This window comes from Psychrobacter piscatorii (assembly GCF_904846415.1).
In the GTDB taxonomy this organism is placed as follows: domain Bacteria; phylum Pseudomonadota; class Gammaproteobacteria; order Pseudomonadales; family Moraxellaceae; genus Psychrobacter; species Psychrobacter piscatorii.
On sequence record NZ_CAJHAR010000001.1, the window covers coordinates 103284 to 116829 of the forward strand.

At 44.8% G+C, this 13546-nt stretch carries 11 protein-coding genes; 7 read left to right on the plus strand and 4 right to left on the minus strand.

The features are described from left to right. Positions 1–93: 93 nt before the first annotated feature. The 4 genes from JMX83_RS00480 to JMX83_RS00495 all read left to right on the plus strand — a co-directional run bounded on the left by JMX83_RS00480 (position 94) and on the right by JMX83_RS00495 (position 5250). Entirely contained in the window at positions 94–2214 is a 2121-nt protein-coding gene (locus JMX83_RS00480; RefSeq protein WP_201598004.1) for a lytic transglycosylase domain-containing protein, read from the plus strand. Between the two features lie 479 nt (positions 2215–2693). Next, positions 2694–3335, plus strand: coding sequence for a T2 family ribonuclease (locus JMX83_RS00485; protein WP_201598007.1), 642 nt, complete (start codon positions 2694–2696; stop codon positions 3333–3335). Between the two features lie 396 nt (positions 3336–3731). Beyond that, the gene (locus JMX83_RS00490; RefSeq protein WP_201598010.1) at positions 3732–4721 is read left to right on the plus strand and encodes a malate dehydrogenase; all 990 of its coding nucleotides are present in this window, start codon (positions 3732–3734) and stop codon (positions 4719–4721) included. A 289-nt stretch (positions 4722–5010) separates the two neighbouring features. Further along, positions 5011–5250, plus strand: a complete 240-nt coding sequence (locus JMX83_RS00495; protein WP_201598013.1) for a DUF2789 family protein — start codon at positions 5011–5013, stop codon at positions 5248–5250. Positions 5251–5335: 85 nt separating this feature from the next. Here JMX83_RS00495 and ribF read toward each other — a convergent pair whose 3' ends face one another. Then, positions 5336–6403 (minus strand): riboflavin biosynthesis protein RibF, encoded by a 1068-nt coding sequence (gene ribF / locus JMX83_RS00500; RefSeq protein WP_201598016.1) that lies wholly within the window; start codon positions 6401–6403, stop codon positions 5336–5338. A gap of 233 nt (positions 6404–6636) precedes the next feature. Here ribF and JMX83_RS00505 point away from each other — a divergent pair, with 233 nt between their 5' ends. Then, entirely contained in the window at positions 6637–7248 is a 612-nt protein-coding gene (locus tag JMX83_RS00505; RefSeq protein ID WP_201598018.1) for a GNAT family N-acetyltransferase, read from the plus strand. Between the two features lie 11 nt (positions 7249–7259). On the opposite strand, the gene JMX83_RS00510 is transcribed toward JMX83_RS00505, so the two are convergent. The 3 genes from JMX83_RS00510 to ampD form a co-directional block, all read right to left on the minus strand. Beyond that, positions 7260–7874: a nuclear transport factor 2 family protein gene (locus JMX83_RS00510; protein ID WP_201598019.1), complete on the minus strand. Its 615-nt coding sequence runs from the start codon at positions 7872–7874 to the stop codon at positions 7260–7262. Positions 7875–8003: 129 nt separating this feature from the next. Continuing rightward, positions 8004–9554 carry a murein biosynthesis integral membrane protein MurJ gene (gene murJ / locus JMX83_RS00515; protein ID WP_201598024.1) on the minus strand — a complete coding sequence of 517 codons (1551 nt, stop codon included), beginning with the start codon at positions 9552–9554 and terminating at the stop codon, positions 8004–8006. A gap of 124 nt (positions 9555–9678) precedes the next feature. Then, complete coding sequence (ampD, locus tag JMX83_RS00520) at positions 9679–10314, minus strand: 1,6-anhydro-N-acetylmuramyl-L-alanine amidase AmpD (protein WP_227675648.1); 636 nt, start codon at positions 10312–10314, stop codon at positions 9679–9681. Between the two features lie 157 nt (positions 10315–10471). On the opposite strand from ampD, the gene JMX83_RS00525 reads away from it, so the two are divergent. Together JMX83_RS00525 and JMX83_RS00530 are read left to right on the plus strand one after the other, a co-directional pair. Next, the gene (locus tag JMX83_RS00525) at positions 10472–12631 is read left to right on the plus strand and encodes an Lnb N-terminal periplasmic domain-containing protein (RefSeq protein ID WP_201598026.1); all 2160 of its coding nucleotides are present in this window, start codon (positions 10472–10474) and stop codon (positions 12629–12631) included. A gap of 60 nt (positions 12632–12691) precedes the next feature. Continuing rightward, positions 12692–13531: an SDR family oxidoreductase gene (locus JMX83_RS00530; protein WP_201598027.1), complete on the plus strand. Its 840-nt coding sequence runs from the start codon at positions 12692–12694 to the stop codon at positions 13529–13531. The last annotated feature ends 15 nt before the right edge of the window (positions 13532–13546 follow it).

Here is a 13546-nt window from a genome sequence, read left to right on the forward strand (position 1 = left end):
ACAATGAGTATAGTATGATGATTGATATACCCTTGGCGGTACCTAGCGAACCGTTATTCATATATTTGTAGAGATATCATAAAGAGAGTCAGTATGACAAAGTTGCGTGTTGCGCATAGCATCAAGGATGAAGAATCAGTCAGTCAAAAGCGCGTGTCGAAGCGGATCGCAGCCGGTACGTTACGGATGAGTGCGTTTAGCGTGGCAACAGCGGTAAGTGCACTTGGTATGTCGCAAGTGGCTTGCGCGGAGTTGACGTGGGGCGATGAGGAAAGCTATCAACAAGAGAGCAACTATCAACAAGACAGCAGTATTGATTCGTTTACAGCGGCGGCTATCGCAGCGGATCGTGGCGATGTGGGTGCGCTCTATAATTATGAGCAAATAATGAGCGGTGGTCTATTTGCCATGTATCCAACTTACTGGCGGATGAATCTAGACCTCAATTCACAAAGTTCAGCGGCAGTATCACAGTTTGTACGCCAGTATCCAGATACAGTCATGGCCGAGAAGCTGGTGGCTGACTTTGCGGAGACCAAAGCGGGGTCGAATGATTACGCCTCTGTCAGACAAGTGGCAAATCTTATCACCAATGCCGATGCTAGCGAGCGCTGCGCTATCGCCCTTGGGTTCAATAATGGCGGTGATACCATGCGTGCCATGGCTGCCAAATCTGATGTTTGGTTAACCACCAAAAAGCAGCCCGCCTTGTGTGACCAGCTAGCGATGGAAATGAATAATAATGCGCTCATTAGCAATCAAGATCGCGCTTCTCGTCTCAAGCGTATGTTACGAATAGGCAAAACAGGTGATATTATGGCGCTGTCGTCACGACTAGGTACGCCGATTGCTTATTCGGCGCTCAGTGAAATTCAGCTAAATCCCTCGTCGTTTTTTAGCCGCTTTGGCCGCGAGCCTGCCAGCCAAACCAATCAATACCTATACCTATATGCTATTGGCCGTGTCGCAGATAAATCCTATCGAGAGGCAGCACTGCAATTAGATTTTGATATCAAACAAGACAATCAGCGCGCTATCAAACTATTGAATGACGAAACACGTCGTTACGCCTATCGTACGCTTGGTGTTAAGCGCATGAACCACAATACAGATGACGGTTTTAATGTTGAAGCGGTAGAGTGGCTCCGCAATAGTTTAGATGATGACTTTAACTTTGAAGAAGCTGAAGACTACGCCATGGCAGCGATCCGCTTTGGCCGCTGGGATGATGTAGTTGAAGCTATCTCAAAAATGGATGGTGAAATTCAAAAGGATGGTCAGTGGCAATATTGGCTTGCTCGTGCTTATGAACAATCGAGCAATAGTAGCAAACGCAATACTGCCAAAAAGATGTATCAAAATCTAGCGAAAAGTAACGACTACTATGGCTTGATGGCAAAAGACAGAATTGGTCAGCGATTTGATGCCAGTCGCCTAGGTGGTAGCAATTTACCCAATGTTAGTACCGCTGACCGCGCTCGCGTGATGCAAGATGGCAACTTTGCTCGCGCATTTGCCTTATATAACTCTGATGCCAGCCGTGCGTATGCCAACCGCGAATGGAACTGGGCTGTGAAGCAAGCACGAGATAATCGTGATGATAATCTGATCATTGCTGCCGCGCGTCAAGCCTATGACATGGGCTGGCTCGATCGGGCGATTTATGCCGTTGATAATACCGATAGAGTTGATAGCTTGGCACTTTCGCATCCAATGCCGCACCAAGATTCAGTGGTGCGCTATAGCCAGTCAGCGGGTATTGATCCAGCGTGGGCTTATGGCATCATGCGTCAAGAGAGCCGTTTTGTATCTTCCGCGCGCTCAAATGTGGGCGCCAGTGGGTTGATGCAAGTCATGCCTGATACCGCAAAATATATCGCTCGAAATCTAGGTGAGACTTATAGTGCGAGCCGTGCCAACAGTGGTGATACCAATATCCGTTATGGTACATGGTATATGGGTGATATCTTAAGTAAACTGAACTATCAGCCAGTATTGGCAACCGCAGGTTATAACGCGGGTCCTAATAATGCCAAACGCTGGCAGCCAACCTATGGCGCAATCGCCGCAGATCAATATGTCGAATCGATTGCCTTTCCTGAAACGCGTAACTATGTCAAACACGTGATGGAAAACGCCACTATCTATAGTAGTCTGTTAGGTCGTAGCCAGCCAATCAGTCAACGTATGGGTACAGTACCTGCTGCATTTTAATCAGTGAATTCGTATTTAATAGACCACTAGCTTTTATAGTTAATGGTCTATTTTTTATGGGCTGAATGACAGTAAGTTTTCCTATTCTGCATAATAAATACTGGACTTAGTTTTGTAATTGTTGACGAGCACGACAACGTTTACGTTTTTGCTATAGATTAAAAAAGACATTTTGTTACCATTGCTTTAATTGACGTTTATATTCTTCAGTCTTGTTCTTAGATCGCTATGTGTTTAATGCTGTTAGCACAATGATTTAAGTGATAGCCCATGTTTTATCATTGCTAATTGCTTCCAGCCCTATGATCAAAAAATACTTCAAACTGTTTGTATTATCGAAAACTAGGCAACCTCTACTGATTCAGGTGCCCTCGTTATCTAATACAAAAGCAGAAACAAGCGCAAAAATTAAGACATCCAGTTTCTTGGTGCAGTTCCGTGGAAGTTTGATAAGTGGAAGTTTGATAAATAGGCATCATATGGGTAAAGTTAATAAGACGACGAGTTTTGGTGCTTTGTTAATCATACAAGGTCTTATGCTTACGCCAGCATATGCGGCGAGTACGGCCAAAGCTGGTCAGCGCGTATTGATGGTTGAGATGACTCCTGCGTTATGCAGCATGCAACCGACAAGAGCCCGTATGCGTCAATGTTTAGAAGGCTATTCATTGACAGTTTCAGGTCTAGACATGGGCTACGGCGAACGCTGTGGTCGTGGTAGCGAGCCACGTTTGACGCCACTACAACTAAAGGTCGTCAATCGGATCATGCCTGATACGACAGTACGTAGCCAAACGTGGCAGCGCTATGGTGCTTGTAGCCCATTGAGTGCCAGTAGTTACTTTCGACAAATCACTAACTACGCTGGTGAACTAAAACTGCCTAATGAGCTGAATACGGGCAACAGTTATACAGTCTCTAAATCTCGATTTATTAGTCAAATGACGCGCCTAAATAGTGGTATGTCATCAAATAGTGTCGATCTCATTTGCCAAGAAGGCAGCCGTCGTCAATCGATACTGACGGATATTCATGTGTGCTATGAGGGCAGCAGTTTTGGCACTTGTCACAATGTTGTAGATAACTGCGGTAGCCAATTCATCATTTCAGGTGGTAGATAGCTCTTATTTAACTATTTTTTAGATACTCCACTGTTCTTTTTCTACATCCTTTTTGGTCCTATCTTTAATGAAATCTGAGTGAACTTGGCAGTATTACATTTTCATTTTTACGCTCTTATTTACTCGTCTCATAGCGATAAAATATACTATGGACCGTATCTAAAAATTCTACAGCCCTTTATTCATGGGCTCTGAGTCTATAAATATTCTTCCTGTATAAAATGTAACAATATAGTCCCTGATGGGTCTATGACTGTATCTAGACGGTCGCTGTGATGAAGTGCTACACTAGCTCTCGGTTTATGTATGCTGCAATGCGGCAGACAAGTCGATATCTATAATGATAATCATCAATGAAAACTATGCATTATCCAATCATCAATTAGGGAGTATTCAATGTCAATGAAACAGCCTTTACGTGTTGCCGTCACTGGTGCCGCTGGTAATATCAGCTACGCGATGCTATTTCGTATTGCATCTGGCGAGATGCTAGGTAAAGATCAGCCAGTTATTTTGCAATTACTTGAAATTACGCCAGCGCTTGATGCCCTAAAGGGTGTGGTCATGGAATTAGAAGACTGTGCATTCCCATTGCTTGCTGGTATTGTCCAAACTGATGATGCTAATGTTGCATTCAAAGATATCGATTATGCTTTGCTAGTTGGCGCACGTCCTCGTGGCCCAGGCATGGAGCGTAAAGACTTGCTAGAAGCCAATGCTGCGATCTTCTCAGCACAAGGTAAAGCATTGAACGAAGTCGCTAGCCGTGATGTAAAAGTATTGGTCGTCGGTAACCCTGCCAACACCAACGCGCTTATCGCTCAGCGTAACGCACCAGATCTTGATCCACGTAACTTCACTGCCATGACTCGTCTAGATCACAACCGTGCGATGGCGCAGTTGGCTGACAAGACTGACAGCACCGTTAATGACATCAAAAACATGACTATCTGGGGCAACCATTCGTCAACTCAGTATCCAGATTTAACTGCTTGTACAGTAAACGGCAAGCCTGCGCTAGATCTTGTTGATCGCGACTGGTACGAAAACACATATATCCCAGAAGTACAACAACGCGGTGCTGCGATCATTAAAGCTCGCGGTGCATCATCTGCCGCTTCTGCTGCTAATGCTGCTATCGCACATATGCGTACGTGGGCACTAGGTACTGACGAGAACGATTGGGTCTCTATGGGTGTTTACTCAAACGGCGAATATGGTATCGCTGAAGGTTTGATCTACTCATTCCCATGCACTTGTATTAACGGCGACTGGTCTATCGTAGACGGCGTTGATGTCTCATCAGATTTCTCTAAAGAGAAGATGGCTGCCACTGAGCAAGAGCTTAGCGAAGAGCGTGATGCAGTAGCACATCTGCTACCATAAGCTAAGCAGTTATATAACTGTCTTAACTTAAGTAATGCGTGAAAAAGAAAAGCCCTCTTAATATAGGAGGGCTTTTTTGTGTCTATAAGATTTTTTGTATCTAAAATATATGATGAAATAAAAAGTAATTCATTTCATCTTTTTAAATGGCAATACCTGTTTGCTGTCAATACAATTGATAACGTTAGCTAAACGTTGATTAACAGCTATTAGCATAAAGCTTGCTACAATAAATGGGTTAATTTGGATAATAACCACAATTACCTCTACACCACTTAAGGAGAAAAGTATGTTGGGTGAGCCAGAATACAATATGAATGAGCTGTTTGCTCAGTTGGGACTAGATAGCTCTGATGAAGCGATTGATAAGTTTATCGCAGACAACCAGTTATCAAGCGAAGAGAAATTGATAGAAGCTGATGTCTGGAGCGATAGCCAGCGTATGTTCTTACAAGAAGAGTGGCAAAAAGATGCAGCATGGGTAGAAGTCATTGATGACCTAAACGTCCGCATGCATCCTGATGCGTAACAGCATATTAAAGCCATGATAAGAAAAACCCCACGATAATATCTATATCGTGGGGTTTTTCATTTATGTAAGATACGTCTGACTGCTAAACTTGACTGTCACGCCATTCGAGTAGGTCAGTGACATCTTGATGAATACCGGCTTTCAAAGCGTCCAAACCATCGTAGCGACGTTCACCATGCAAAAAGTGCAAGAAGCGCACTTCTAAATTCAACCCGTACAAATCTGCTTTTAGTTTGGGAAAGTGTACTTCCAATCGCCAGTCATCACCTTTATCAACAGAGGGTCTTTTGCCAATGTTAGCGGTACCGAACAAACTATGTGGACGTAAACCTGCGACGCCTATATTGTTATCAGTAGCTAGCTTTATTAAACCATCAGGTATGACCTCTCCATTCTCATCTAAGCTGACGACATCAACGGCAAAAATACCGTGCAAAGCGGGTTTTATTCGCTGCAAATCAATATTGGCAGTAGGAAAGTCCATGGTGCGACCAATTTGATCGCCACGGACGACCGACCCGGTAATGGCGTAGTCGCGGTCTAGAAGTATGTTAGCAGCATGAATATCACCTGCCAATAGCAAGTCACGGATGCGGGTAGAGCTAATACGTGCAGCCTCATTATTAACATCATTCAAGTGGTCATTGTCGATATTGCTATCAGTGACGGTATCTAGGTTAGTCACATCCAAACCATAATCGCGCAAAAACTGACTGTCGCCAGTACGATCATGACCGAAGCGAAAGTCGTCACCTAATACCAGCGCTTTTACATTTAGGCGCGTGGCTAATATATCGGCAAAGGCTTGTGCTGATAACGAGCGAAAGTCCTCATCAAAACCTGCCACCACTAAGGTTTTAACCCCATATTGTGCTAGGAGTGCCTGCTTTTCTGCTAGATTGGTCAAACGCGCAGGGGCTTTAGCTGGCGCAAAAAACTCACGTGGTTGTGGCTCAAATATCATGACCGCAGCGTCCAAGTTTTGGGTATGCGCAATATCACGAACTTGGGCCAGCATTGCCTGATGACCAAGGTGTACGCCATCAAAATTGCCAATAGTGAGCACACAAGGCGCTAACTCTACTGGGTCATTAGTAGTAGACGTGGCATTTGATGATGCAATCAGTTGATCAAGAAAATAGGTTTTCATAAGTTTTCAGCTATGATGAGACCAGATAAAAAACGAAAAAACACATCTATGGTCAAAATTGATGTGTCGAAAATTAGCCATTATAAAGTAAAATAGCCACACTAACATCCTATAGTCTACGGATAATGCAAGTATGAATGACGCTCTATGAATTTCATGGTTTGTACATACGTTTATTATCAGTATGACGATTTTTTACTATCATCATGAATGCCAATCAATATGGAGACTCTATGTCCGATGTTGCCTTAAATGTCATAGCAACTGACCTGTTGACACATCAGCTGACCCAGCAGTTTATGGTACAACGTGCCAGTAAAGAAGACTTGGCAGAAGTCTTGGCGATTTATAACCAAAGTATTCCTGGCAAACAAGCAACGGCAAATTTGGCGTTAGTAACGGTCGAAGAACGTACGGCTTGGTTCGATGAGCATTTGGATAGTCCAACGAGGCCTATTTATGTAGTCAAAGCATTACCAGAAGGTGATACCGATAGACAAAGTACAAAACTGCCAATTGTTGCATGGGGCAGTTTCAGTGATTTATATGCGCGTACCGCTTATCATATCAGCACTGAAATCAGCATCTATCTGAATCAAGATTATCAGAGTAAAGGGCTGGGCAGTCTGCTGACACGCTGGATGTTGACGCAAGCGCCCAGCTTAGGAATCAGAAATATCGTTGCCCTTATCTTTGCCCACAACCAGCCAAGTTTGGGACTGTTCCGTAAAATTGGCTTTGAGCAGTGGGGATATATGCCAGAAGTTTGCGATATGGACGGGTTTATCGCTGATGTCGTGATGCTTGGTAAAGCTGTGACATCGGACAACGTTGCAGATAATTAGAGTAAAGTACCTTAACCCAAGATTTTCCATTGGCCGTCTATTTTCTGTAGTTGATAGGTCAATGGTGCAGGGTCACTTTGTCCTTTGAGCATCAACTCGCCAGTAATGGTGGCACGCGTTTTGTCATCATTGTACGTTGTATCAGTAATAGTCACGCCATCGACCGTTTGTTGAAATGCCGATTGAGTGTTGGCAAGCTCTTGCTCAAAATTTGCCATATCTACTTGATAGTAGCCTGCCGCATCCTTCACATCGCCATAATACAAACTATTTAGTGCTTTTTTGACCGTGTCCTCTGGTGTGCCAGCTTGGGTCGGATTAGTCACTAGGCTTTTTTGGTTGGTCGGAGCGGTGACTGGATTGATATTGTCATTACCAATGGTTGTTTTATTCTCAGTATCATCTGTGACTTGAGTCGTTTCGCTTGTGCTGTCAGCTGTCTCTTTTTGCTCAGCCGTGTCTGTATCTGAAGTATCAACGACAGCTACAACCTCTTCATTATCGGTAGCAGTTTCAGTGTCTGCAGACTCATTGTTACTGCAACCGCTCAGTAGTAGTCCAGTACCGAGTACACCTGTTGCAAGTAGAAGCGGTAAACGCTGGAAGAGTGGCTGTTTCGTTGTCATATCAAACCTCAAATGTCAGTTATTCATTAATAGGCCATTATGACAACGATCGGTGACAAGCATTGTCAATTCTGATGATAGGCTTGTTTTGGTTTCGTAAGCCAAGCTCATGCCTATATCTACGTTGGTTTATCCATGCTTGAGCTGGCGAGGACGGAAACCTGTCGCTAGCAACACCACGCCATAGACGAGCGCTCCCACGACGCACATAATCACGAGTGCGATGATGCGTTGCCACTGGGCTTCATCAGTAGGGAAGTAGGGCAACATGAGATAAAGCACACCAATCATGGAGCCAGTCGAAATGGCAAACTGTGTGAATAGCTTATTCCAATGGGGGCCAAAACGGAAAATATCACGCTTGTGTAAGAAGTAATAGAGCAAGCCTGCGTTTACGAACGCTGCGCCCGTCGTTGCCAAGGCTAGGCCACCATGTAGTGGTATCTCTAAGAAATAGAATATCCCAATAAAGATGACACTAAATACCATGTTGGCAATAACAGAAATGATGCCGATTTTGACAGGTGTTCTGGTGTCTTGACGCGCAAAAAATGCAGGGGCAAAGATCTTGATCAGCATGAATCCCAAGATACCACCTGCCATACTACGCAATGCCAGCGAGCTCATCTGTGCATCACGAAGGGTAAACTCACCACGTAAGAACAGGGCTTGCATCAGCACATCTGCGAGTACAAAGAGCGCAGCCGAGGCAGGCACACCGACCAAAATGATAAGGCGCGCGGCCCAGTCGATGGTCTTTTTGAAACTAACATCGTCTTTTTGCGCGTCGCTTTTGGATAGACTCGGTAATATGACCGTACCGATTGCCACACCAATCAGGCCTAGTGGTAGCTCGCTCATACGCTCAGCCGCGTAGAGCCAAGAAACCGAACCACCAATCATCAACGAGGCAAAAACGGTGTTCAGCAATAAGTTAATCTGAGTGACAGACACACCAAAGATAGCAGGCAGCATTAATTTTAGAATGCGGCGAACGCCCTCGTGCTGAAAGTCAATCTTGGGCGCGACCAGTAGTTTTTGTTGCCATAGCTGCGGCAATTGTATCAAAAACTGCAGTAAACCTGCGATAGCTACAGAATAGCCAAGCGCCATAATAGGGGTATCAAACATCGGTGCAAAAATCAGCGCACCACCAATCATACATAAATTCAATAGGACTGGGGCAAAGGCGGGCGCAGCAAAACGGCCATAACTTTGCAAAATACCACTGGCAAAAGCCGTCATAGAAATAAACAGCAAATAGGGGAAGGTAAGGCGGAGTAATTCAGCGGTAATGGCGAATTTGTCAGGCTGATCGGCAAACCCGGGGGCAAACAACGTCACTACCCAAGGCGCGATTAATATAACAACCACTGTCAGCATCGACAACACCAGCAAAAGTGCGCCCGAGGTACGACTGACTAAAATCTGTACTTGCTGTAAGCTATATTTTTCCTTGTACTCAGACAACACAGGAACGAATGCTTGGCTAAATGCCCCTTCAGCAAACAGTCGTCGCAAAAAGTTTGGGATTTTGAAGGCGACCAAAAAGGCATCCATCAAACCACCAGCCCCAAAAACCCCCAGCAATACAACATCACGTACCAAACCTAAAATACGCGATAACATGGTCATACTGCTGACCACCATGGTTGAACGAAATAACCGACTTTTTGCCATGAGAACCTATCTTGCTAAGTTATGTACAGGGTTGTATAAGAGGTGGTGTACTGATTTGCTGCTGCAAAAAAACTGACGAATTATAGCACTTTCATCATTGAGATAAATGGATTGGATGTGGAAATCATTTTTGCAGTAATAAAGAGTTATTTCGTAATAACCCTGCAACTAGCTCCCGCAACCTTGCCCATTCAAAATAATCACCAGGATCGGTCTTACGCCCTGGCGCAATATCACTGTGCCCTGTCAAATGACGATGCGTTTTCGGATACGCTTCATAAATAGCCGCAATTACCGCTGCAAGCTTCTCATATTGAGCAGAAGTGAAGGACACAAAATCTGACCCTTCAAGCTCAATGCCAATGCTATAATCATTACATTCAGGCCGCCCCAAGTAGCTAGACCGTCCAGCGTGCCAAGCGCGTTCGTTAAAATTGACGAACTGCGTGATAGCCCCATCACGCTCAATAAACAAATGCGCTGACACTTCTGCGCCTTTGATTGTCTGAAAGTAAGGGTGCGCATCCCAGTCTAGTTGATTGGTGAATAATGCCTTTACATAATGTGTGCCACTAGGGTCGCACGCACCAAACTCATTGGGTGGTAGGCTAATATTATGAATAATGATGGCATCAATACTTAGACCTTTTGGCCTGATATTATAGTTTGGTGAGGCCAGCCAAGTAGCGGCTGACAGCAAACCATCTGTGATTGTCATTGGCAATGTAGATAATGATGAATTTAATGATGAAGTGGGCATAAAGCTCTCTTTTTATAATAGTATTGGTGATGTTGTGATAGAAAGTTTATCAAAGTAGTTAGATGGTCGCAGCTTGCTTATATCATTTGAGTCTCTAGCATAATAAACCTTAACAGCGCGAATAGCGTATAAATAATAACGTGTGAGAGCCTGCCTCATGTCTATAAAACCGATGTCTACGTCTGGAACTTATACTCTAATAAACATTGGTCAGCGAGCGCGACTGCCATTGGCGATAGCGGCGCTATTATTCTCTGCAAACACGCAGGCATTTTTACCGACGCCTTTATTGGTCACTGAAGGTGCGCTTTCATCTGAATTATCAGATAACATGTCACCTAGTGACGCTAAAGCTGCTGTTCGCATTGAGACATCTAATCTCAGTGATACTGGAGAAAATAGTCAAAATAATACTGCGTCTGGGTCAGATATGACGACAGAGCAGCTACTTTCAACATGGCGTCGACAGGCAAAAACTGACAATCTAGCACAGCATATAACATGGCGACGCTTATTGTATTTTTACAATGATCAAAGCAGTATGTTTTCTAAAAAGAAAACGGAAAGTCTGGTCGACGACCCAAACTTCTTTTTGAGTGATAGCGGTCAGAAAGATTCAGCCGCAGAATTAGACGCGACACTAGTCGCACTGGCAACAGAACTCACATCGTCGACGGCGACTGGTAATAACCAAGCAAACATTCATATAAAAACTCAAGCCAATAATAATTCCGTTCTGTGCCGTTTCCCGGCACGAGTGGCATGGCTAAAAGAAAAGTTAGCTATCGATGATGCGAGCCTATCGGCTGAGTGTTCAGAGCTGGATGACTGGATGTCAACATTGGCCCCTGAGCAGTTATCTATTGTGTTTGCTGAAGAGTATTTGGACAATCCACTCTCTGCCTTCGGTCATACCTTATTGCGCATTGATTCAAAATCGAGCGTAGCAAACCCCAATCAAATCAGTCAGGCGTATGCGCTCAATTATACGGTGGACGGTGATCCAGACGATAGCTTTCCAATCTATGCGACCAAATCCATGATTGGCAGTTATGACAGCGCCATCGAGATTGATACTTATCCAGAAAAGCTCGCAAAATATCTACAAGACGATGAGCGTGATACGTGGACGTATCAGTTGAATTTGACACCTAGTGAGGTGCAGCAGATTATGCGCCATGTTTGGGAGACCAAATCGCTAAAAATGCCGTATTACTTCACCACGGATAATTGTGCTTCTGAGATCCTGCGCCTTATCGACGTGGTTCGTCCGCAGCAAAGTCTACTGAATCAACTGGCTTATGTGGTCGTGCCCTCTGATGTTATCCAACTATTGAATAACAAAAAACTTTTGGGAAATGCCACTTACACACCTGCTGATAATACGTTGCGTCAAGCTCAACTTAATGACGTTAAGCAACAACGTGCTCAGCTTGGCTATCATAACAGCGCCAAACAAACCTTAAATGAGATAAAGTCGGCACAGCTTAATCCTGTATCAAGCCTATCAGATGATGGACAACGGTTGCGCAAACGTCAAATCGACGTATCGGATAATAACCCAATAGATAGGCATCCACTACAGCTGGGGACGATAGCTATCGGTCAGCGCGGTGACAATGACTATATCGATATTGGGGTTAGAGCAGGGTTTCATGATACGCTTGACCACGCGTCAGGGTATCCACAGTTTTTTAATTTAGAGGGGTTGGCTGCGACCTTACGCCTGTATGACACAGATGATGATAAGCCCAATCAACCAGATAGTGTGGTCTTGCAAAATGCGACTTTGATTCGTGGACGCTCTTTTAATCCTATCAATGCCGGCAAAAAAGGCAAAACGTGGGGCGCAAGTATTGAGGCGACGCGAGTGAATGACGGCTCACAAGAGGGCGGGCAAGATCATCTGGTCGGTAGTGTCGGTTACGAGACGGGGTGGTCTTGGGCGTTTGGTACGCCAAGCATAGGTGCGGGTGAGATGCCGCCGCAACTATGCTATACGTTTTTGGCAGGGACAGCACAAGTAGGACGCGCTATCAATAAAGGCTTTCGCGTAGGTGCAGGCGTCAATGCTGGTTGTCGTTATCAGATTAACAATCAGTTACGTGCGCAAGCTGAATTGCAATTGCCATATTGGTATCATGGCAGCAGCGATAAGTCCAACGTTCGTGGTCATTATTGGCAACCGATCTCAAGCCTCGGGCTACAATACGATATTGATAAAAAACAAGCACTACGCATCAATGCCAACTATGACTGGCAAGAGCGCGTCGATGCGAATGAGGATATACAGCTGTCATACAGACGGTACTTTTAAGTAGGGTTCTCTCTTAGCGCTGTCATCGTTGTATAAGTTGTATAAAAGGAAAGATGTTTTATGAATACACCAAATATACTCATCATCGGGCAAGGTGATATCGGCTTGCCAGTCACCAACACCCTTGCGCAAAAGGGTTTTTCTGTGACAGGGCTGGCTCGTAGTGAGCGTGATCATTATGCATTAGTGGATAACGCTAAATTTTTGCAGGCAGATGCGCTGACTCTGACGACCGATCAGCTGCAAGCATTTACGCATATTGCGATTATCGTCACACCTGATGAGTATTCGACCAGCGGTTATCATGACAGCTATTTGGCGATTAGCCAGCATTTGGCAATGCTTGCTCCGAATCTGGCGAACCTGCAGCGCGTCGTGTTTATTTCTTCTACTGGTGTTTATGGTCAAGATAATGGTGAATGGATCGACGAGCATACTGAACCTATGACGCCTGATCGCGACGCATCAAAGGTCATATTGCAGGCCGAACAGGTGCTGCAACAAAGCTTTGGTGATAAAGCCATCATCATTCGTCCTAGCGGTATTTATGGACGTGAGCGTCTTATGCGCTTACGTAAAGCTCGCGAGCCACAAAAAGAGCCAGTAGCCGCTGAGCATTGGAGCAATCGTATTATGGATCGCGACTTGGTCACTATCATTGCCAATGTGTTGACGACAGACGCACCAAAGGCGCTCTACCTTGCGACAGACTACAGGCCTGTGACTACCTTTGAGCTTGGCGTTTGGTTAAGTGAGCAAATCGGTGAAGCCGCGCCTACTATCGATGAAAAGAAGACGTCAGTGACAGGAAAGCGCTTGCACAGCAATATTCCGTTAGCTTGGCTTGAGTACGCTGATTGGCAGACAGGATACCGTGATATTTTAGACCATCAAGGGTAAGTTTTTCAGCGTAAG